Here is a 20,493-nt window from a genome sequence, read left to right on the forward strand (position 1 = left end):
CCGTTCAAGTTGGAGTTGCTACGATGGTAGATCCAACAGCGATTTCACGTATTGCCCGTGAAATGAGTGAATATGTAGAACAATATAACTTAAACAGTATCTCTGATATTGTAGGTGCTGTTCATCAAGCTTAATCTAATCATATCTATAGTAAACTTACACAATCATAAGTTTTACTGCACAACCATAAGCTTTACTGATATACAAGATATGATGCGAAAAGACCTAGTACATATTGCACTAGGTCTTTTCTTATGTATTCTACTGAAGGCTATATTTATAGCCGCTACAGTAGTATGCTCTGTTAACGTCATATTTTGGTAATCGTTTTGCCTATTCTTAATTAGACATAAGCTTTGTAGAAATCGATAAATTGCTGTGCTACAGGAGATAAAGCATGTCCTTTAAGAGTGATAAAGGCTTTTTTAAAGTCCCCTGAGAATTCTGGCAATTTGATGCGGGCCATCTTACGATGGTTGATCAATTCTTTTGCATCCATTGGAACTAATGATACAGTGCGGCCAGAAGAAGCCCATTCAATAGCGGAGCTTTTAGTAGTAGTTATAGCCACTGCATTGAGTTGTTCCATGTCTGTTAAGCTAGATTGCATAATCATACGTACGGAACCACCAGAGAGGGATAGAGGACATTTTTTTATGTCTTCCCAAGTGATGGTATCATGTTCACGATCTGTCCAGAATACATCGCGACGGAAGATAGCATATAAATGTTCTTCTTGGGTAAGAAGAATATCAAATTTATCAGTGTCTACCATCTGAATGTTAGCAATACCTAATTCAGCACTGCCGTTGATGAGTTGATTTACTACATTTGTCATGAGACCTTCGTAAATCTCAAAGTGAACAGACGGATACTTCATAGAAAAGGCTGGCAAATATTGCTGCACGATTGGTGTTGAACGAGAAGCAGAGGTTGCAATACGCAAGGTACCTTCAATGCGAGAGTTCAATTGTTGCACAGCATTATAGGTAGATTCTTCAATAGAGCAAAGCTGTTGTGCCTTTTCATAGAAGATTTTACCAGCATCTGTTAATTGTAAGTTGGATCCTCGTTGCCCGCGTTTGATATTGATTAACTGGGCTCCAAATTCAGCCTCTAAATATTTCAACTGCTTGCTTAACGCTGGTTGTGTAATATGAAGAATCTCTGCGGCCTGCGTCATATTGCCCGTTTGAACGAGGGTAATAAAATTGTGGTAGTAAGATGTATCCATGGAATCTCCCTATTATACACAAAATAAGATAAATAAAAATTATAACGAACTAAGTAACCGTCATTTCACATTTTATAAAATGGTATATATACTATACTCAACAAGGAAATAGTGAGTTAATTATATATGAAGTAAACTTTCTATCCTTATCACAATTTTTGATATAATGACGGTGGTTAAGAAAGTGGGTACTACTATGGGCGTGGTAAAAAGAACATTAAGCAAAGCAATTCGTAACTGGGAAGCACGTAGATTAATGACTGCACATAATACTGGTTTAAGTCGTAAAAAACAACTTGAACGCGTGTGGCCTCATCCGTTGACTAATGAAAAACGTCGTGAACTTAGTCAAGGCGTAACAGGTTTAGTTAACCACGGCAACTAATTGCCTAGTGTCTATTGGTTAGATGATTCATCTAGCGGTAGTACCACTTCAATAGAATCTAATATTGTACAATCTGCAGCTCCATGACTCATGTCTTGGAGCTCTTTTTGTATGCCTTCCACATCAGTAGGGGGGACTAAGATTGTTACCGTTACATGTTCACCAAAATTTGCTTCATAATGTAGTTTTTTGTCTTGTACAAATCTTTCTACTGCGCCATATAGTGAGTAATCGATGGTTGCTTGTAGTTGAGTTCGTGTTGTGTGTAGTTCTTTAGGGGCAAGACGTAATGTTTCCGCAACGGAGTGTGAATATGCACGAATCAAGCCACCAGCACCTAGTTTAATACCACCAAAATAGCGAGTTACAACGACTACAACATTGGTAATACCAGTTTTCTTGAGCACTTCTAACATTGGCTTGCCAGCTGTACCAGATGGCTCGCCATTATCGGAAGATCGCTGTTGTTCTTGCTTAGGACCTAATGCATAGGCTGTACAGTTATGAGTGGCATCCCAAAACTCTTTGTTGATGCGACCGATGAAGGCTTGCGCCTCCTCTTCAGTTGTACAAGGGTAAATAGTTGTGATAAATCGTGATTTATCAACAATATATTCATGGCGAAATTCCTTCGCTACCGAAGTAAATTCTACTGTAGGACTCATTGATTCAGGCATATTTTCACCTCCTTTAGAATCAAAGTTTATGTTTATTCATCATCACTTTATTATAATCTATTTATGAATGTTGTGTATAGGTAGGGGAGTATTAATTCCCCTATTAAAAAGGAATAATCCTCTAGATTTAGTAGGATATTGACGTAATGAGAATTTATGTTACTATTAAATATAGACGTATGAATAAGTACTCGTGTAAATATGTTCATATGTTATATGATAGAATTTTTTTAAAAGCTATATTATTAATACAAGTTATGTACACTATAAGTTTATGGTCATATGTCTTGTATTTCTATAAGTGTACATATCTTTACATATACGGTTAGAAGGAAGTGATACTATGAGTAAGAAGAAACAAGAGTTTGATATAACAGGTATGCATTGTGCCGCCTGTGTAAAGCGTGTTGAAAATGTTGTTTCTAAAGTCGATGGTGTAGAGTCTGTAAAGGTAAATCTTTTGACTCGAAAGGGGAGCGTTGAATATAAAGAGGGCTCTAGCGTAGAACCACAACAGATTATAGAGGCTATTACAAATATCGGCTTTGGTGCTGAAGAGGCGGATGAAACAAAGCAGGAAATAGAAAAGGTTAATTTAAAGCCTCATATTATCCGATTAATAGTTGCAGCTTGTATGGCTGTGCCTATGATGGTGAATATGACCCTCCATCGATTTGGTATTGAAGCATTGCCTGTATGGGTTGAGTTTATTCTAGCTACTATCGCTCAGTTTGGACCTGGTCTCATGTTTTATAAGAGTGCGTGGAGTGCCGTGAAAAATGGTGCCCTTACAATGGATGTACTCGTAGTAATGGGTACGACAGTAGCGTATCTATTCAGTATTTATAATTGGCAGTTCCATCCTGAGCTAGGGCCTCATGGCATTTACTTTGAAACCTCTGCGTGGCTCATTACCTTTATCCTTCTTGGTAAACTCTTAGAAGAGATTGCAAAAGGGCGTACCTCTGAAGCACTTCAAAAATTGATTGCTTTACAACCTGCAACGGCTCATGTGTTGCGTGACGGTGAGTTTGTAGATATTCCTACTTCTAAAGTAGTAGCCGGCGATATTTTACAAGTACGGGCAGGCGAAAAAATTCCCGTGGATGGTACAATTACTGACGGCTATTCTACAGTAGATGAGGCTATGCTCACAGGTGAAAGCTTGCCTGTAGAAAAACAAGTAGGCTCCGAGGTAATTGGAGCGACCATTAACTTGAGTGGTGCTTTCACGATGGAAGCGAAGCGTATTGGTTCCGATACAATGCTGTCCCAAATCATCAAGGTTGTAGAAGAGGCACAAACCTCTAAAGCGAGCATTCAACGTATTGCTGATATCGTAGCACAATACTTCGTTCCTATCGTTATTGGCCTTGCTATTCTAACAGGTCTCGTTTGGTACTTTGTAATGGGCGATTCTCTCAATGTGGCGCTCATTAATGCTACAGCCGTCCTCGTTATTGCGTGTCCATGTGCTCTTGGTCTTGCAACGCCAACATCTATCATGGTTGGATCTGGTCTAGGTGCAGAACATGGTGTTCTCATCAAGAGTGCAGAATATCTTGAAAAAGCAGGAAAACTTGATGCTATCGTTATGGATAAAACTGGTACCCTCACACAAGGTGTGCTAGATGTGACGGCTTTCAAAAACTTTAATGGTGATGAAAGCACAAATATGTCGATTATGATGGCTCTTGAAAGTGGTACATCACATCCGATTGCTAAGGCTATGGTGTACTACGGTGAAGATCGTGGCTATAAAGGTACAGCTGTTGAACTTGAAAGTTTTGGTGATGTACCAGGTAAAGGTTTACAAGGGGCATACCAAGGCGTATCTGTACAGCTTGGTCATAGCCGTTGGATGACTGAATTAGGTTACGATTTAAGTGCGGTTCAAGACGATATTCTTCGTTTTGAAGAACAAGGTGCATCTGTATCTGTTCTAGCCGTTGATGGTATAATCAGTGCTTTGTGGGCTGTAGAGGATGAATTGCGTCCAGAAACTATTGAGGTTGTAAAAGAATTACAGTCTCAAGGTATCGATGTATGGATGCTTACCGGTGATAATCGACGTACGGCTCAATATATTGCTAAACAAGCAGGTATTACTCACGTTATTGCAGAAGTCTTGCCTCAAGATAAAGCTAGCAAGGTAAAAGAGTTACAAGATAAAGGTCTTGTAGTGGGCATGGTAGGCGACGGTATCAATGATGCACCTGCTCTTGTAACTGCAGATATTGGCTTTGCCATCGGCAGTGGTACAGATATTGCGGTAGAGGCGGCGGATATCGTTCTCGTAAGAAACGATTTACATACATTAGTTCAAGCGGTTCGTCTCAGTCGTAAGACAATGACCAACATAAAACAAAATCTGTTCTGGGCGTTGATCTTTAACTGTATTGGTATTCCACTTGCAGCCATCGGTGCATTAAATCCAATGATTGCAGGTACAGCGATGGCATTCAGTTCCGTTACAGTTGTGGGTAACTCCCTTCGCTTGAAACGAGCTAAACTCTAATTATATATGAGATAAAATATAGAACAGCACCTATAGAATGGTATAGATGCTGTTTTGTAGTTCTTCATTTTATTGGTAATATTTTAATTCCTATAAATTCGGTATTTTTATAGTACTTATCATCTGATATACTGAGTATAGTTCTTAAGAAAAGGGAAGGAGTTTATTATGAAATTAAAGACTCGCGATATTGTATATATCGGTTTTATTGCTGCCTTATGTGCAGTAGCAACAACGATTCGCATTGAAATACCAGGTGGGGCCATGGTTCATTTAGGTTCCGCTGCTCTCTTTACCACATCTATTCTCTTTGGTGGTTTATATGGTGGTTTAGGTGCGGCTATTGGTTCCGCATTATTTGATCTTTTTGGTGGACATACGCAATACATTGTATTCTCTTTCTTTATTAAAGGTATTGCAGGTCTCATCGTAGGTGGCATGACAGCTGGCTACTTGCCTCCATCTATCAATAAACCGACAGCATCTTTTGGTCGTATTTTAGTAGCTCTCATTATCGGTGCTATTTGGACTGCCTTTGGCTACTTCATTGCTTGGTGGTTTGTTCTTAACAGCGCGGCTGTAGCAGCTAGCAAGATCCAATACTCCTTGATTACCAGTGCGGCTGGTATCATTGTAGCTATTGTGTTGACACCAAAACTACAAAAGGTAGTACGTAGATTATTTACAAAAAACTAATGGCTATTATGTGGTAGCCTAATCATAAAAAGCCTTTAGACTCTATATTATTTTAGCGTCTAAAGGCTTTTTTGTTAAATTATTGTTTTATAATTAGCGTTTATATTGACTGTTAAACGATTAAAAATTACATAGGTCGTTTAAGTTTTCTGCCATTGTAGGATGTGTGAAGATTTGATTTTTGAAATATGTATATGGAATGTTGTTATCCATAGCCATTTTAATGAGGTTAATCAACTCTTCAGCACCTTGAGAATAAAGTGTAGCACCAAGGATTAAATTGTTTTCTGCATTTACTACAATTTTAAAAGCACCTTTTAAATAGTCGTTTACATGAGCTCTTGGCATGGTAGCTACGAGCATTTCTTTAGTTTTAACAGTATATCCTTTGTTGATAGCATCTTCTTCTGTAAGACCTACACGAGCGAGTGGAGGTGTTAAGAATGTTGTGTAAGGAATATTTTTGCGATCTTTTAATGTGTATTGGACATTTCCTGTAAGTGCACCAAATACAATGCGGAAGTCATCGAGAGAAATATACGTAAATTGAGGACCACCGTTTACATCGCCTACTGCATATACACCAGGAACGGAGCTTTCACATGTATCATTCACTACGATAGCGCCACGTTCGTTAGTAGTAATATCCGTATTTTCTAAACCGATGTTAGCTGTATTTGGTTTGCGACCTGTAGCATATAAAACAGCATCAAACGTATAGTTTTGACCATTTGCTGTGATAACAGGTTTGTTGCCATCATTAGATACAGAGTTTAATGTTACATCGTTAAGAATAGTAATACCTTGCTCAGTCAAGTACTCATTAGCTAATTCTTGTACGATCGGTTCCTCCCGTTTTAAGATGCCAGATTCAATATTAAATACTGTTACCTTTGTACCTAGTTTAGCATATAGGCTAGCAAATTCAAGGCCGATAGGACCAGCACCAATAACGCCTAGTGTACTTGGTTGAGGGGATAATTGTTGGATTTCTGTGCTATTATAGAAGCCTGTTGCTGTGTCGATGCCATCAATGTTAGGCTTAATCGCTACAGCACCAGTGTTAATAATAATTGTTTCACCAGATAAGATGATTTTATCTTCCCCAGCTGTAATGGCGATTTCTTTATTACTAATGAATTCACCATGTCCAGTATATACATCGACATGTTCATTGTTATCTAACATACCGAAGTTTTTATTGCGTAAACGAGATGTAACTACCTCGCGTTGGTTTAATACTTGATCGTAAGATAAGCCTTTTGATGCGGCTATAATCATCGTTTTAGTTGGGATACATGCAATATTAATACATGTGCCACCATACATTAGTGGGTTTTCTTCAATCATAGCTACAGATTTACCCATAGAGCCAAATTTAGCGGCTAATGTTTTACCGGCTTTGCCGAAACCTAGAACGATAAGGTCATATTGTTTGGTATTCATAAAATACCTCCTGTCTTTATATTGAAAATATTAGATATCTATATTATAACACTTAAAACTGTATTTGATAACAATAATAAGATATATATTTACAACTCATAAATATTATGAGTATAATGAAGAAAAGATGAAGTTGTGTCGGCGCGAGTGTATTGGAGGTATTATGAAAAGAATAGTTGGTTTAAGCATTATATTTGCTTTAAGTTCAACTTTAGTAATGGCAAATGTAACTGTACCGCAACTAGCAAATGCAATTCAACTGGGAGATGAAAATAAAGTGACGCAATATCTAGCTGAAGGTGGAAATCCAAATGCTACACTAGTTCAGGGGCAAACTTTAGTTTTTGCATCTGTAGGGGCTATGAATAATAAAGCTTTAAAACAGTTAATTGATGCAGGTGCAGATGTTAATAGGGGTGGCAGTATAGGTGGTAGACCAGCTATGTCACCACTTATGTTAGCTGTGAGTGTATCAAATAATGATGCTATTAAATTATTAGTTGATGCAGGTGGAGATGTAAATACTAAGTATATGGGCGTTTCTGCTAGACAAATGGCTAAGAATTTGGGTAATCATGATGCTTTAGTATTATTAACGCCTACAGATATAAAACCTGTTGATGCTGGAAGTACACATATCAATATAAAGGATTTTAGTTCAAAAACAATATTGTCTCAATTATCTCCAGCAGATCAAATAAAAGCAAAGCAAGATGCAAAAAGAGGTGAGCATCTATCCTATCCATTATATGAAAAAGGAAAAGGCTTCTTCACCGGATTGGCTGAAACGATGGTTTTTGGTGTGGAGAAAGGTAGAATCCGTTTGAATCTAATTACTCCATATAGTTTATATAGGCATGGTTACTACGAAGAAGTGCAAACTTTTATTCCATTTACAGATGAGGCAAAAACAGAGATTTTAGCTAATAAAGATAAGGTTTATATAGTGCCATGGTCAGAGACATATGGCGTAATACCGAGTTACATTAAAAATTTAGTTATTCGAAAGAATGGGCAGATTTATCATGCGCAAGAAGTTTCACCTAAATATTTAATGAGATTAGGTGTCTCGAGTACCTATGCTTTCGATATCAATTTGTTTGATGGTGAACCAATGGAAATTATTGCGATTGATGCCTCCAATAATAAACAACTAGTTATGCCTATAGACCGCAAATTTTATGAAAAACGTGGATGGTATTAATCTATCTCAAAATAATTTTAGAAAATAAAAGCATAAAAAGATGTGTTAAGTATTTCTACTTGACACATCTTTTTTTATACTGTAGTATATGTAAAGTAATATGACTTGACAGTGATGGAGGTGGCGAAATGGAAGAACGAGTACTTATCAGTTTGCTCTTAGATTTCTATGGGCCATTATTGACGGACAAGCAACGCATGTCCTTACAACTTCACCACGAAGACGATATGTCCCTTGGCGAGATTGCTGAGGAGTTAGGTGTATCACGGCAGGCTGTACATGATAATTTACAGCGTGCTCGACACATTTTAAACGATTACGAATCTAAATTACACTTGGTAGCACAATATGAACAGCGTGAAGGACTGCTTTCACAGTTGAAAGAAACCTTGCCTAAAGAGGTGTTAGCTGAAAGTAAGGTACAACAAGTATTGGCGCAAATGGAGGGGTATTATGGCATTTGATAGCTTGTCAGAAAAACTGCAAGAAGCCTTTCAATCCTTAAAAGGGAAGGGCAAAATTACAGAAGAAGATGTCAATCTTGCATTGCGTCAAGTACGTACGGCACTTTTAGAAGCGGACGTTAACTTTATGGTTGCGAAGGACTTTGTTAAGTCCATCAAGGAAAAGGCCCTTGGCGAAGAGGTGTTCGGTTCTTTGAATCCAGCCCAAACGGTTATTAAGATCGTAAATGACGAATTAACAGCTCTCTTAGGCGGCACACAAAGCCGTATCATGATTTCTAGCAAGCCTCCAACGATTATTATGCTTGTTGGTTTGCAAGGTGCTGGTAAGACTACAACAGCTGGTAAATTGGCAGTATACCTTCGCAAACAAGGTAAGCATCCAATGCTCGTAGCTGCCGACGTATATCGTCCAGCTGCGATTACTCAATTGCAAGTTGTAGGTAAGCAAATCGATATCCCTGTATTTGCTGATGAAACACCTGGTGCTAATCCAATAGATATTGCGCGTCGCGCCGTAGAGCAAAGTACGCATATGTTGAAAGATGTTGTTATCATCGATACAGCTGGACGTTTGGCAATTGACGAAGTCCTCATGGACGAGTTATCTAATATTAAAGCAGCTGTTCGACCTCATGAAATTCTACTCGTTGTAGACTCCATGATCGGTCAAGATGCAGTAACAACAGCACAAACGTTTAATGAAAAATTAGGCGTTGATGGCGTTATCCTTACTAAACTCGATGGTGATGCGCGCGGTGGTGCTGCATTATCCATCAAAGCTGTAACAGGCTTGCCAATCAAGTTCACTGGTGTGAGCGAAAAAATGGATGGCTTCGATGTATTCTATCCAGATCGCATGGCTTCTCGTATTCTTGACTTGGGCGACTTTAAAACATTGATTGAAAATGTTCAAGGCGCTATCGATGAAGAAGAAGCTCGTGAAATGGCTAAGAAAATGGCGAAAAACAATTTCACCTTAGATGATTTCTTGAAACAGATGAATCAAGTGAGAAAGTTAGGGCCATTACAAAATATTATTGGTATGTTGCCAGGCATGGGACAAATTAAGGATCAATTGAAAGACCTTGATTTGAACAGTAAAGAGGTGCGCCGCATTGAGGCCATCATTACATCTATGACGGCAGCAGAGCGAGAGAATCCAAATATTCTTAATGGCTCTCGCCGCAAGCGTATTGCATTAGGTTCTGGTACTCAGGTACAAGATGTAAATCGCTTGTTGAAACAATTTGAGGAAGCGCGGAAGATGATGAAGCGCATGCAAGGTTTACGTGGCGGTAAGGGCGGCTTCCCAGGAATGCCTAAATTACCGTTTATGTAATACATGGGCAGGGGCGCTGAACCTGTCCACCCACATCAGTATAAGGAGGTGAATTTCACATGTTAAAAATTCGTTTGACTCGTTTAGGTGCTAAAAAAGCTCCTTTCTACCGTATCGTTGTTGCTGACGCACGTGCTCCACGTGAAGGTCGTCCTGTTGACACTATTGGTCAATATGATGCTACTAAACAACCAGCTATCGTTAATGTAGACGAAGAAAAAGCTTTGGCTTGGTTAGCTAAAGGTGCTCAGCCTACTGACACTGTTCGCTCCTTGTTCAAAAAACAAGGCGTTATGCAAAAATTTGCTGACGCTAAAAAGTAATTAATAGAGAGGCATACTGTGATGATAGAATTAATTTCATTAATTGCGAAATCATTAGTGAAGCAGCCTGATGCCGTATCTGTTACCATGGTCCAAAAGGGAAATATGGAGGTTTACGAACTTCACGTAGCCCCAGAGGATATGGGCAAAGTCATCGGAAAGCAAGGACGAATTGCGAAGGCGATTCGCGCTGTGGTGAAAGCGGCGGCTATTAAAGAGAACAAAAAGATATCTGTTGATATTGTCTAAAAGGGAGTATTCCAATGGAAGAAATGACATTACGTGTCCCTGTAGCTGTAAAAGCAAAAGTAACAGAAGACTTGAAAGCGAAAATTGTATCTGATCTTGAAACTCGCCTTGATATGGTGAATAAAGATTTGGAAGCAATTGAGTTTCAAGCCCAACGTATTTTGGCTGATGCAGCTAAAGTTGATGCAACAAGTCTTACTGCTATTCGTCAACAAATCGACGAAGAAAAAAATAAACGCTTGGCTTTCAAAGAAGAAGTAACAGCTAAATTGAAAGACGCTCAAGGTTTAGCTTTGGGAACTGAAATTCCTCAAGGTACTTTAGAGCAAACAGTTACCGTTAAAATCGGGGATGATTTGGATGCCATGATGGGCGCTGAAATCCTATTAGAAGACGGTAAAATCGTTGCGTTTCGTCAATAATGAAACATAACGATTTCATCACAATAGGTGTTATCATCGCCCCGCACGGCGTGCGGGGTGATCTTCGTATTATGCCTCAAACCGATTTTCCAGAACGGTTTATGCATATGGATGCCTGTTACATCGATGGTAAAGAATACCACGTTGCATCCGCACGATTTCATAAACAATTTGTACTAGCATCCTTTAAGGAAATTCCTGATCGTAATACGGCTGAATTATTCAGTAAGAAAGCAATTCAAGTCCGTCGTGAAGATTTGGTAGAATTGCCAGAAGGTCGCTACTACATTTTTGATATCATCGGTCTTGAGGTTCAAGACACTAAAGGTAACGTGCTTGGCACAGTTACTGATGTGTTGCAACCTGGTGCTAATGATGTCTATGTGGTTTCCAAAGATGGGGAACCAGATCAATTATTTGCAGCCATTGAAGAGGTCGTTAAAGACATCGATGTGGAGAATAAATTGATGATCGTAGATCCGCCTGAATGGATATAATCCTTTAGGCGGTTTTTTTTATCTACATATAGGTATATTATGGTAAAAGTTATATAATATAGCTATATATAGATAATGCTAATGAGTTTATGTGAGTTAATAAGTACAGAGGACGGTCTATGCGTATCGATATCGTATCTTTATTTCCTGAGTTTTTTGATGCTTTTTTTAGTCATTCCATCATAAAACGGGCTATCGAAGCGGAACGCTTATCTATGGGCGTAACTAACCCTCGGGACTTTAGTCATAATAAACATGGTCAAGTAGATGATACGCCGTATGGTGGTGGTGCGGGTATGCTTATGATGGCACCTCCCATCTTTGAAGCGGTAGAATCTGTTATTGCTCAATATGATAGCGAAACTAATAGCGCCTATTCTATAGATGAGATGTGTGATGAAATGAGCCTTATTGGTAATCCCAGTGAAAGTATACGACGTCGTGTTATTTTTATGGGACCTACAGGTCAACCTTTTACACAAGAAAAGGCTCGTGAACTAGCGACGTACGATCAATTGGTGCTCATTTGTGGTCATTATGAAGGTGTAGACTATCGTGTAGAGGAACATTTAGTAGATGAAACCATTTCCATTGGGGACTATGTATTAACTGGTGGCGAGTTGCCAGCTATGGTTGTAGCAGATGCAGTAGCTCGCATGATTCCTGGCGTACTGGGGGCTGCTAGTGGGGCCCAAGAGGATTCCTTTTATGAGCCTTTATTAGAATGTCCTCAATATACAAAGCCTCCAGAATTCAGAGGATGGGTTGTTCCTGATGTACTACGTAGCGGTCATCATAAAAACATTGCTACGTGGCGAAAAAAGGAAGCCTTAAAGCGGACACGATTGTTGCGGCCCGATTTATTAGAACGACCATTAACAAAAGAGGAAGTTAAACTTTTAAAAGAGATTATTGCTGAAGAGTCTGAAAGAGATACAGGTGAAGTATGAAAGCTTTAGTATTAGGTTCTACTGGTGCAGTTGGTCGCCATATTGTAGAATCATTGATTGACAATCATGAAATTCAAGAAATTCATGTATTTGTACGTCGTCAAGTTACGTATACATCTCCAAAGGTAACCGTTCATATCGTTAATTTTGATGAACCTCGTGAATGGGCACACCTAGTAACAGGAGATATTTTATTCTCTGCTATGGGCACAAACCGTAAACAAGCAGGTTCTAAAGAAGCACAATGGACAGTCGATTATACCTACCAGTACGAAATGGCTCGCATTGCAGCTCAAAATGGAGTAAAAAAATATGGATTAGTCTCCTCTTTAGGGGCGAATCCAAAATCGAAATTCTTTTATATGTCCATGAAAGGACAATTGGAAGAGGTCATCTTAGAACTTCCATTTGAAGCGATTGTTATTGTTCGTCCAGCTACCTTGATTCGAGAAGAACCTAAATTGGTAGAACGTATTAGCTGTGCTGTATTTGGGGTCATTAATAAAGCACGTGTATTAATGAGTCAAGAGCCTGTAAAAACTGCTGATGTAGCTAAGGTGCTTGTAACAGCTACTATGGGGCAACAATATGGTATTTCTATTATTGAAAATAAAACGATTCATGAACGTATAGGCTACTTTAAAGCTTAATTTCATTAAATCCCGTTTAGGAGAGAGAGTAGTTTAGATGCGTAAATAGGTTATTGCTACTCTAACGAGGTTGTTTATGGAGTTTAATTGTTACGATGTCCTTGAGGTTCAGGGCAGCCGTTATATAATAACTGAAAAAATTAAATATAATGAGATTATTCCAAAAGCTGATCAGGAACAAGCCTATAAGGCTAAACCATCTATGCAAAAGTCTCCTGGTGATTATTGGCATGAATATGGCCTAGAGGCTGTTGATGGAACTGATAAAATATGGGTTACCATCGAGTACAATGATAATGCGTGGTGCACTGTATCTAGAACATCCTATCGTAAGCGTGCGCCGAAAGGCTTTACATTACATCAAATCGGTTTGGAAAAGGTTGTAGACGTAGATGGTGATAGTGGTGCGTCCGTAGGTGATCGAGCTGGGTATAAGGAATATCAATTGCCCTGTGAAGGCGGCGCTAGCGTATTCTTTGAAGAAAATTGGTTCAAAGGGGAAAAAATGTTTGCCGAAGGCTCTCGAGTACAGTTGGTGAATATTAAACTCTGTAATGATGCGGCAGCTAACGCTGTTCGTAAAAAGAAACGTAATCAACGTTTGAAAAAACGACTCGAAGGATTTGCTATTGCCATTGGATGCGGCGCATTATTTTGGATGTTCCTTGTTAGTGGGGATTCTGACTTTTCTTGGCATGAAATACGTGGTACCTTTGGCTTCCCTTATACTGCAAAGGAGCATATGCATGATACATCCGTCTATTATACTAAGACGGATTCGGATAATGAATATACTTCTAGTTTAGATCCTGTTAGTACAGCATTAGAATTAATAGATTCTTTAAACGGGGATATTAAAAATGAAGGTGAGAGCTTAGCAGAAGGTCGTGAAGTTATTGTATTTTATGATGCTAAGTCTGCCTATATTATCACTAACGTAGATGGGCAAACCCGCGTTAAGGTGTGTGAACCAGGAAAGTTGACACCAGAAGAACAGGAGCTCATTAATAGTACAATACGCAAGACACATGTGCTTGATTCCTATGCTTATATGGTTCGCCAACGGGATAGTAGTGGGCGCGAGAAATTCCTTAATATACACAATCTTAATGAAGCCGATAAGGCTTATATGTTTAACCGTTGACTATGAATATAAAGGGACAATATTAGGAGGTTTATCATGATTTTTATTCCTGATGTATTATTGACGATTTTTTATGCTTGTTTTGGAATTTTCTTAATGTTAACTGCCAACACGGTTATCGATTTCTTCGTGCCTGGTAAATTTAGTGAAGAAATCAAACGTGGTAACTGTGCTGTAGCATGGCTATCTGCAGGTTCCTTTATCGGTATTGGTGAAATATTGCGTGCTGTTATCATGTCTCCTGTAGTTGCTACAGCAGATACATCTTTATTGCACGGTGTAGTAGCAAGTGTTGTTTATGCTATTCTTGGTATTGTACTATTTGTAACAGGCTATATGTTTATTAATTTATGGCATCGTAAATATAATTTATCTGAAGAGATTATGCGTGGTAATACAGCTGCAGGTATTCTCGTATTTGGTATCTTTGTAGGTCTTGCTCTCGTTGTTAGTGGTGCTGTGCACTAAGGGAGTGTCCTATGTATAAGCCAAGTAAGAAAACTATATACATAACGAGTGCCTTTGCCGCTGTGGCGGGCATCGTTGGTGTGTCTTCATACTGGAATGACATCGCTTATGCCGTATGTGATAAAATCTACCCGGAAGCAAATGATGGGGAAGTTCGATTAAAGGATAATCAAGGAAATCGCTACTCTTTATTGAATCATGGTGATGGTAAAGAAACAGCTTTGTTTGATGATGACCGATCCGTTACCTTTCACCGAGAAAAGGATGGCAGTTTAGTGTGGGATGCTGGTTTAGCCAGTCTTTTGCCAAGTATTGCGGCAGGCTACTATATTTTCCATGGATTTAATCCACCTACAGCTCGCATGGATGGACGAACTATGACATATCGTGTGGCGGCTCCATTAAAACCCTATGAGGAGCCTTATGTATATACGGCATCAGGTTCAAATGTGCGCACTTCTTTGGGGCGTCGTACTTATCAAGACTATGAGAAGCGAAGAAGTCAAAAAGCCTCTTCTATAGGTCAAAAGTCGGGCTTTGGTAGTGCTGGCTCACGCTCTGGTGGCTCGTGATGGGAGGCGACACTATGCAATCCTATATTGATAAGTTAGATACGGGCATACTGCCTTTTGTAGATTATGAAGGATATGACGATCGATATCCAACGCTTTCAGTACAATCTTTTCCGGCTGAGTTTTACGATGAAATACGACATGCATCTCGTATGTTATTCCAAATATTTTATAAGGCTACTAAGGTCTTTCAGCAGGCACCTGATGAGTTTGCCCTCAATATGGATATGCCGGAAAATCTGATTCCTTATCTTCACCGAGGAAATCCATTAGGCCTACCTACGTGGCTGTCTCGCTTTGATTTTGTTCTCGATACACAGGGGCGATTGCGCATGGTGGAAATTAATGCGGATACCCCCTGTTTTTTGATTGAAAGCTATTATGCTAATGAGGTAGGCGCCCGTTATTTTGATAAAGAGCATCCAAATGAAGGGGCTAGGGATGAGCTAGAACGTTTTTTGAAACGTGTTTATGAACGCACTTCTCAGGAAAATAGTAAATATAATACGGTAAAGAATGGTGAAGCGAATCCATTTGTGTTTGCTTGCTTTCATGATTATTTAGAAGATTTAGGAACTACTAAGTTTTTAATGAATACGATGAAATCCGTATGTCCTGAAGCGGATGTACGATTCTTATCATTTTATGATATGGTCATTGATGATGAAGGGATTTTACTTCCCGATGGCAGTCATGCATCAAACCTATATCGTTTGCATCCCATGGAATTGTTAATCGATGAGACGACGGCAACGGGAGAACCGTTAGGTGAAATGTTCTTAGATTTATATAATGAGGGGCGGTTTAATTTATTTAATCCTCCAGAAGCGATCATTTTGCAAAATAAGTCATTTATGTCCTTGGTGTATGCCTTATACTTAACTAATCAATTTTTTACAGGTCCTGAGCGAGATATTATTGAACGTTATTTGACTCCGTCCTATTTTGAAAGTGATTTTCCTAACCTCGATGAGGGTCTTTATATTCAAAAGGAAATCTGGGGTCGTGAGGGGCGTAATATACAAGTCGTAGAAAAACATGGGGATCAAGCAAAGGTCTTTATGGAAAAGTTTGTAGATAATTATGATGACATTGTTTGTCGTGATAGTAAGAAGGTTATGTACCAAGATTTTATTAAGCAAAAACGTTTTATTCACACCGTAGATAGTGGTACAAAAGAAGGGTGCTTGACGCTGTCTTGTTTTATGCTTGGGGACCAAGCCTCTGCTGTGGGAGCTCGTTTCTCTCCTGAAGAAATTGCCGGTACAGAAGCCTATTTTTTACCTTTAGTTATTGATTAAAAACTATGTAGAATGATTAATGGTACATAAATTATAGGGTTAGGAGCATAAAGTTATTAGGCTAGTATTACTATAGTTTCTATTTGTTGTAAGGCTGGTATTTCTATTAATATTGTTTATATTTGTTGTTAGATTATAGGAGATACAAGGCATTGGCTAACTTATATATTGGGCTCGTTCATTATCCGATTATGAACAAACATAAAGAGGTTATTACGACGGCCATTACCAATTATGATATTCACGATATTGCACGCGCATCTATCACCTATGATGTATCTAAATATTTTGTGATTCATAATATACCGGCTCAACGAGAATTAGCAGCTACCATTATGGAGCATTGGAAGTCAGGCTTTGGTAGTACCTATAATCCTGACCGTAAAGATGCTTTCACCGGTGTAGAACTGGTGAACTCTATTGCTGTAGCAGTAAGAACTATCGAAGACATCGAGGGGTCAAAACCTATTGTGGCCACCACAGATGCTCGTACTTACGATAATACAATTTCCTATGCACGGATGCGCGAACACCTTGAAAATGAGACGCGCCCTGTGTTAGTATTATTTGGTACCGGTTATGGTATGACAAAAGAAACGATGGAAAGCTTTGACTATATTTTAGAACCCATATATGGTCACGGTGAATACAATCACTTATCTGTGCGCAGTGCTGTATCGATTATCCTTGATCGATTGCGAGGCGAAGCATGGTGGAATAAATAGGGAGGCGTCTATGTCAGGACATTCTAAATGGGCAAATATTAAACATAAAAAAGGTAAAACAGATGCGTTAAAAGCTAAAATGGCTACGAAAATCGGTCGCGAAATTACCGTTGCAGCGCGTATGGGTGGTGCTGATCCAACAGGTAATATGCGTTTGAAATTGGCTTTGCAAAAAGCTCGTGAAAACAATATTCCTAAGGATAATATTCAACGTGCCATCGATAAAGGCGTTGGTGCTACGGATATGAACGCATACGAAGAAATCGTATATGAAGGTTATGGTCCTGCAGGTGTTGCTGTTACTGTTGAGGTTATGACGGATAATCGTAACCGTGCGGCGGCAGATGTACGTCATGCATTCTCTAAACAAGGTGGTAATCTTGGTGAAAGCGGTTGCGTAGGTTGGATGTTCAAATCCAAAGGCGTATTCGTTATCGAAAAAGAAGGTCATGATGAAGATGAATTGACTATGCTAGCTCTTGAAGCTGGTGCAGAAGACCTTAAATCTGAAGATGATGTGTTTGAAATCTACACAACACCTGAAGATTATGATGCGGTAGAAGCAGCTCTTGCTGATGCGGGCATCGAAACAGTAGTTGCAAAAATTACAATGATCCCTGATACTACAATTGAGTTATCAGGTGATGATGCTGTTAAAATGCAAAAAATGCTCGATGTATTGGATGATCTTGATGATGTACAAAACGTATATCACAACGGTATCTTGCCAGACGACGAAGAATAATAAAAAGGAGCACTCCACACGAGGGGTGCTCCTTTCCTATTGCTAGATGATGTTAGAATTTTTTGTAAAAGTTAATAAAACTAATAGACTTCTTATAAAATTTTATGCAGGAATTCATGAATTTCGATGTGGTATTGTGCTATAATGAAATAGATTATGTAATGGAGGTAGGCGATAGCTTATCTCATTTTTAGACTAAGGGGGTTGGGGTGCGAATTATAGGAATTGACCCAGGCACGGCGATATGCGGTTATGGCATTATTGACGTGAAGGGCAGTAAACTAACACCGGTAGCCTATGGGGCTATTACAACTCCTAAGGAATTAACTGATTCACAGCGGTTGGAAATTTTATTTAATGACCTCAGTGATATTCTAGAGGAATATAAGCCAGATAAGTTCGGTGTAGAAGAATTATTCTTTAACCGAAATGTAACGACGGCTATTAAAGTTGGTCAAGCACGAGGCGTCATTTTATTGGCTGCCGAGCAACAACGGATTCCTATCTATGAATATACGCCGCTGCAAATCAAGCTAGCTGTCACAGGTTACGGCAAGGCTGATAAGAATCAGGTTATTTATATGACGATGAATATTTTGGGGATTCGTGAGAAAATTAAGCCCGATGATACAGCAGATGCATTAGCTGTCGCTATCTGTACGGCCCATAGTTCTCACAACGATAGATTGAAGAGGTTGGTATAATGATAGGGTATGTACGGGGCATCGTAACACATCTTTTTAAAGAGTCTTGTTACGTAGATGTACATGGCGTAGGGTATCGCGTATATGTGCCGACCACTACGCGTCAACAACTGATTGAAGGCCATGAGGCAACGTTATTCACGTATCTCAACGTGCGTGAAGATGCGATGCAACTCTATGGCTTTTGGACGGAAGAGGAATATGAGCTATTTATTCTACTCATTTCTGTTTCCGGCATAGGGCCTAAGGTGGGGTTAGGTATTTTGTCTGGCATGACACCGGAGGCTTTCAAATTAGCAGTCATCAATGGCCAAGTTCAGCAATTAACTAAATTGCCTGGCATTGGCAAGAAGTCTGCAGAGCGACTTGTTCTTGAATTAAAGGATAAGTTAGCTAAAATGACACATATCTCTACGGAGTCACCGGCGGTGATTCAGCCAATTGGCGTTACTGCAAGTGGAGCTACAGGAGAGGCTATTGAAGCTCTTGTATCATTAGGATATTCCGAGCGAGATGTGGCCGAAATTGTGGAGTCTTTAGATGATGGTAAACGCGATGTATCTGAGTTGATTAAGGTCAGCTTGATTGAGCTTGGGAAAGGACGATAAGGATGAACGAAGAAGTACGCCTTGTCGGAAATGGCGAGCACGAAGAAGATATATGGCAATATAGTCTACGTCCTAAATTCTTTAATGAATACGTAGGTCAAGAAGAAGCCAAAGGAAATCTAAATGTGTATATTCAGGCGGCTAAGCAACGTGGTGAAGCATTGGATCACGTTTTGCTTTATGGTCCACCAGGTCTTGGTAAGACTACATTAGCAGGTATAATTGCGAACGAATTGGGTGTTAACTTTCGCATAACCTCTGGTCCTGCCATTGAAAAGTCTGGTGACTTGGCTGCGATTTTAACGAATTTAGATGATCATGATGTACTATTTATCGATGAAATTCATCGCTTGTCTCGTAGTGTAGAGGAAGTATTGTACTCTGCTATGGAGGACTATGCCATCGATATTATCATCGGTAAGGGGCCAAGTGCTCGAACGGTACGCATTGACTTGCCAAAGTTTACGTTGGTCGGTGCCACTACACGAGCCGGGGCTTTGGCGGCACCGTTGCGGGACCGCTTTGGTATTATTAATCGGTTGGAATATTATAAACAACCGGAACTAGAGTTTATTGTGACTCGGGCCGCAGAAATACTCAATATTGGGATTGAGCCAACTGGGGCTAGCGAAATAGCGCGTCGTTCAAGGGGAACACCGCGTATCGCAAATCGTCTACTTAAGCGGGTACGTGATTTTGCACAAGTTATTGGTGATGGGGTTATCACTCAGGAAATTGCAGATGAAGCGTTACAACGTTTATACATAGACAAAGAAGGACTTGATCGAATCGATCGACGTGTGTTGGAGTGTATTATTAGAAACTATGATGGTGGTCCAGTAGGTATTGATACTATTGCGGCGGCTATCAGCGAAGAGAGAGATACCATCGAAGATGTGTATGAACCATATTTGATGCAATTAGGATTTTTAGGACGCACACCACGTGGGAGGGTGGCTACTAAACTTGCCTATGAGCATTTAGGTATTTCACAGACAGGGAAATGACAATGAAAACGAAACGATTACAATTGATGATAATGGCAACGTTGTTTTTAGGTGTAAATATTGGTGGCTCTTATGTATCACAGGTGGATACATTGCAGAATAAAAATTTAGTAGTCGCAAAAAAGCCTACACCGAAATCAACAGTATCTAGTACAAATGTAT

The 20,493-nt window shown here is 39.4% G+C and carries 24 protein-coding genes and 1 pseudogene; 22 read left to right on the top strand and 3 right to left on the bottom strand.

The genetic code is table 11. The features are described from left to right. Positions 1–134: pseudogene (locus tag RYM16_RS07355) on the top strand (dihydroorotate dehydrogenase); the annotation flags it as partial. Between the two features lie 209 nt (positions 135–343). Here RYM16_RS07355 and RYM16_RS07360 read toward each other — a convergent pair. Continuing rightward, positions 344–1,234 carry a LysR family transcriptional regulator gene (locus tag RYM16_RS07360; RefSeq protein ID WP_105081316.1) on the bottom strand — a complete coding sequence of 297 codons (891 nt, stop codon included), beginning with the start codon at positions 1,232–1,234 and terminating at the stop codon, positions 344–346. A 196-nt stretch (positions 1,235–1,430) separates the two neighbouring features. Here RYM16_RS07360 and RYM16_RS07365 point away from each other — a divergent pair, with 196 nt between their 5' ends. Continuing rightward, positions 1,431–1,619, top strand: coding sequence for a hypothetical protein (locus tag RYM16_RS07365; RefSeq protein ID WP_009352671.1), 189 nt, complete (start codon positions 1,431–1,433; stop codon positions 1,617–1,619). An 11-nt stretch (positions 1,620–1,630) separates the two neighbouring features. On the opposite strand, the gene RYM16_RS07370 is transcribed toward RYM16_RS07365, so the two are convergent. Continuing rightward, positions 1,631–2,296, bottom strand: coding sequence for a YigZ family protein (locus tag RYM16_RS07370; RefSeq protein ID WP_105081317.1), 666 nt, complete (start codon positions 2,294–2,296; stop codon positions 1,631–1,633). A 343-nt stretch (positions 2,297–2,639) separates the two neighbouring features. Here RYM16_RS07370 and RYM16_RS07375 point away from each other — a divergent pair, with 343 nt between their 5' ends. Further along, entirely contained in the window at positions 2,640–4,814 is a 2,175-nt protein-coding gene (locus tag RYM16_RS07375; protein WP_054748451.1) for a cation-translocating P-type ATPase, read from the top strand. Between the two features lie 168 nt (positions 4,815–4,982). Next, positions 4,983–5,510, top strand: coding sequence for an ECF transporter S component (locus RYM16_RS07380; RefSeq protein WP_054748453.1), 528 nt, complete (start codon positions 4,983–4,985; stop codon positions 5,508–5,510). A 120-nt stretch (positions 5,511–5,630) separates the two neighbouring features. Here the strand turns inward: RYM16_RS07380 and RYM16_RS07385 are convergent, their stop codons facing one another. Further along, positions 5,631–6,956, bottom strand: a complete 1,326-nt coding sequence (locus tag RYM16_RS07385; protein ID WP_314983166.1) for an FAD-containing oxidoreductase — start codon at positions 6,954–6,956, stop codon at positions 5,631–5,633. A gap of 163 nt (positions 6,957–7,119) precedes the next feature. On the opposite strand from RYM16_RS07385, the gene RYM16_RS07390 reads away from it, so the two are divergent. The 18 genes from RYM16_RS07390 to ruvB all read left to right on the top strand — a co-directional run bounded on the left by RYM16_RS07390 (position 7,120) and on the right by ruvB (position 20,331). Next, complete coding sequence (locus RYM16_RS07390) at positions 7,120–8,160, top strand: ankyrin repeat domain-containing protein (RefSeq protein ID WP_314983167.1); 1,041 nt, start codon at positions 7,120–7,122, stop codon at positions 8,158–8,160. Positions 8,161–8,288: 128 nt separating this feature from the next. Next, entirely contained in the window at positions 8,289–8,624 is a 336-nt protein-coding gene (gene ylxM, locus RYM16_RS07395) for a YlxM family DNA-binding protein (RefSeq protein ID WP_005387334.1), read from the top strand. Next, positions 8,614–9,966: a signal recognition particle protein gene (gene ffh / locus RYM16_RS07400; RefSeq protein WP_314983168.1), complete on the top strand. Its 1,353-nt coding sequence runs from the start codon at positions 8,614–8,616 to the stop codon at positions 9,964–9,966. The genes ylxM and ffh overlap by 11 nt, the downstream gene beginning before the upstream one ends. A 59-nt stretch (positions 9,967–10,025) precedes the next feature. Further along, complete coding sequence (gene rpsP / locus RYM16_RS07405; protein ID WP_004695565.1) at positions 10,026–10,289, top strand: 30S ribosomal protein S16; 264 nt, start codon at positions 10,026–10,028, stop codon at positions 10,287–10,289. Positions 10,290–10,310: 21 nt separating this feature from the next. Beyond that, positions 10,311–10,538 (top strand): KH domain-containing protein, encoded by a 228-nt coding sequence (locus tag RYM16_RS07410; protein ID WP_009352618.1) that lies wholly within the window; start codon positions 10,311–10,313, stop codon positions 10,536–10,538. 14 nt (positions 10,539–10,552) lie between these two features. Further along, a complete protein-coding gene (locus RYM16_RS07415) occupies positions 10,553–10,960 on the top strand; it encodes a YlqD family protein (protein ID WP_005387339.1) in 408 nt (135 codons plus the stop codon). Then, positions 10,960–11,457 (top strand): ribosome maturation factor RimM, encoded by a 498-nt coding sequence (rimM, locus tag RYM16_RS07420; RefSeq protein ID WP_005387340.1) that lies wholly within the window; start codon positions 10,960–10,962, stop codon positions 11,455–11,457. Before RYM16_RS07415 ends, rimM begins: the two co-directional genes overlap by 1 nt. 119 nt (positions 11,458–11,576) lie before the next feature. Continuing rightward, positions 11,577–12,407 (top strand): tRNA (guanosine(37)-N1)-methyltransferase TrmD, encoded by an 831-nt coding sequence (trmD, locus tag RYM16_RS07425; protein WP_105081322.1) that lies wholly within the window; start codon positions 11,577–11,579, stop codon positions 12,405–12,407. After that, complete coding sequence (locus RYM16_RS07430; protein WP_314983169.1) at positions 12,404–13,057, top strand: NAD(P)H-binding protein; 654 nt, start codon at positions 12,404–12,406, stop codon at positions 13,055–13,057. Before trmD ends, RYM16_RS07430 begins: the two co-directional genes overlap by 4 nt. Before the next feature lie 76 nt (positions 13,058–13,133). Continuing rightward, on the top strand, positions 13,134–14,201 hold the full coding sequence (locus RYM16_RS07435) for a hypothetical protein (protein WP_314983170.1): 1,068 nt from the start codon (positions 13,134–13,136) through the stop codon (positions 14,199–14,201). 36 nt (positions 14,202–14,237) lie between these two features. Then, positions 14,238–14,669: a DUF350 domain-containing protein gene (locus RYM16_RS07440; protein WP_105097531.1), complete on the top strand. Its 432-nt coding sequence runs from the start codon at positions 14,238–14,240 to the stop codon at positions 14,667–14,669. Positions 14,670–14,680: 11 nt separating this feature from the next. Then, the gene (locus tag RYM16_RS07445; protein ID WP_314983171.1) at positions 14,681–15,241 is read left to right on the top strand and encodes a hypothetical protein; all 561 of its coding nucleotides are present in this window, start codon (positions 14,681–14,683) and stop codon (positions 15,239–15,241) included. Between the two features lie 14 nt (positions 15,242–15,255). Continuing rightward, complete coding sequence (locus RYM16_RS07450; protein ID WP_314983172.1) at positions 15,256–16,542, top strand: glutathionylspermidine synthase family protein; 1,287 nt, start codon at positions 15,256–15,258, stop codon at positions 16,540–16,542. Positions 16,543–16,694: 152 nt separating this feature from the next. Continuing rightward, positions 16,695–17,267: an RNA methyltransferase gene (locus RYM16_RS07455; RefSeq protein WP_009352712.1), complete on the top strand. Its 573-nt coding sequence runs from the start codon at positions 16,695–16,697 to the stop codon at positions 17,265–17,267. Between the two features lie 10 nt (positions 17,268–17,277). Further along, positions 17,278–18,012, top strand: a complete 735-nt coding sequence (locus RYM16_RS07460; protein ID WP_314983173.1) for a YebC/PmpR family DNA-binding transcriptional regulator — start codon at positions 17,278–17,280, stop codon at positions 18,010–18,012. A gap of 209 nt (positions 18,013–18,221) precedes the next feature. After that, a complete protein-coding gene (gene ruvC / locus RYM16_RS07465) occupies positions 18,222–18,716 on the top strand; it encodes a crossover junction endodeoxyribonuclease RuvC (RefSeq protein WP_314983174.1) in 495 nt (164 codons plus the stop codon). Further along, a complete protein-coding gene (gene ruvA, locus RYM16_RS07470) occupies positions 18,716–19,324 on the top strand; it encodes a Holliday junction branch migration protein RuvA (RefSeq protein WP_314983175.1) in 609 nt (202 codons plus the stop codon). Before ruvC ends, ruvA begins: the two co-directional genes overlap by 1 nt. A 2-nt stretch (positions 19,325–19,326) precedes the next feature. Continuing rightward, on the top strand, positions 19,327–20,331 hold the full coding sequence (gene ruvB, locus RYM16_RS07475) for a Holliday junction branch migration DNA helicase RuvB (RefSeq protein WP_288187755.1): 1,005 nt from the start codon (positions 19,327–19,329) through the stop codon (positions 20,329–20,331). Positions 20,332–20,493 lie beyond the last annotated feature (162 nt).

This window comes from uncultured Veillonella sp. (assembly GCF_963524655.1).
Classification (GTDB): Bacteria; Bacillota; Negativicutes; order Veillonellales; family Veillonellaceae; genus Veillonella.

Excerpts from the sequence above, each read along its gene's own strand:
- RYM16_RS07360 (WP_105081316.1), bottom strand. The coding sequence starts at position 1,234 with ATGGATACATCTTACTACCACAATTTTATTACCCTCGTTCAAACGGGC.
- RYM16_RS07365 (WP_009352671.1), top strand. The coding sequence starts at position 1,431 with ATGGGCGTGGTAAAAAGAACATTAAGCAAAGCAATTCGTAACTGGGAA.
- RYM16_RS07370 (WP_105081317.1), bottom strand. The coding sequence starts at position 2,296 with ATGCCTGAATCAATGAGTCCTACAGTAGAATTTACTTCGGTAGCGAAG.
- RYM16_RS07375 (WP_054748451.1), top strand. The coding sequence starts at position 2,640 with ATGAGTAAGAAGAAACAAGAGTTTGATATAACAGGTATGCATTGTGCC.
- RYM16_RS07380 (WP_054748453.1), top strand. The coding sequence starts at position 4,983 with ATGAAATTAAAGACTCGCGATATTGTATATATCGGTTTTATTGCTGCC.
- RYM16_RS07385 (WP_314983166.1), bottom strand. The coding sequence starts at position 6,956 with ATGAATACCAAACAATATGACCTTATCGTTCTAGGTTTCGGCAAAGCC.
- RYM16_RS07390 (WP_314983167.1), top strand. The coding sequence starts at position 7,120 with ATGAAAAGAATAGTTGGTTTAAGCATTATATTTGCTTTAAGTTCAACT.
- ylxM (WP_005387334.1), top strand. The coding sequence starts at position 8,289 with ATGGAAGAACGAGTACTTATCAGTTTGCTCTTAGATTTCTATGGGCCA.
- ffh (WP_314983168.1), top strand. The coding sequence starts at position 8,614 with ATGGCATTTGATAGCTTGTCAGAAAAACTGCAAGAAGCCTTTCAATCC.
- rpsP (WP_004695565.1), top strand. The coding sequence starts at position 10,026 with ATGTTAAAAATTCGTTTGACTCGTTTAGGTGCTAAAAAAGCTCCTTTC.
- RYM16_RS07410 (WP_009352618.1), top strand. The coding sequence starts at position 10,311 with ATGATAGAATTAATTTCATTAATTGCGAAATCATTAGTGAAGCAGCCT.
- RYM16_RS07415 (WP_005387339.1), top strand. The coding sequence starts at position 10,553 with ATGGAAGAAATGACATTACGTGTCCCTGTAGCTGTAAAAGCAAAAGTA.
- rimM (WP_005387340.1), top strand. The coding sequence starts at position 10,960 with ATGAAACATAACGATTTCATCACAATAGGTGTTATCATCGCCCCGCAC.
- trmD (WP_105081322.1), top strand. The coding sequence starts at position 11,577 with ATGCGTATCGATATCGTATCTTTATTTCCTGAGTTTTTTGATGCTTTT.
- RYM16_RS07430 (WP_314983169.1), top strand. The coding sequence starts at position 12,404 with ATGAAAGCTTTAGTATTAGGTTCTACTGGTGCAGTTGGTCGCCATATT.
- RYM16_RS07435 (WP_314983170.1), top strand. The coding sequence starts at position 13,134 with ATGGAGTTTAATTGTTACGATGTCCTTGAGGTTCAGGGCAGCCGTTAT.
- RYM16_RS07440 (WP_105097531.1), top strand. The coding sequence starts at position 14,238 with ATGATTTTTATTCCTGATGTATTATTGACGATTTTTTATGCTTGTTTT.
- RYM16_RS07445 (WP_314983171.1), top strand. The coding sequence starts at position 14,681 with ATGTATAAGCCAAGTAAGAAAACTATATACATAACGAGTGCCTTTGCC.
- RYM16_RS07450 (WP_314983172.1), top strand. The coding sequence starts at position 15,256 with ATGCAATCCTATATTGATAAGTTAGATACGGGCATACTGCCTTTTGTA.
- RYM16_RS07460 (WP_314983173.1), top strand. The coding sequence starts at position 17,278 with ATGTCAGGACATTCTAAATGGGCAAATATTAAACATAAAAAAGGTAAA.
- ruvA (WP_314983175.1), top strand. The coding sequence starts at position 18,716 with ATGATAGGGTATGTACGGGGCATCGTAACACATCTTTTTAAAGAGTCT.
- ruvB (WP_288187755.1), top strand. The coding sequence starts at position 19,327 with ATGAACGAAGAAGTACGCCTTGTCGGAAATGGCGAGCACGAAGAAGAT.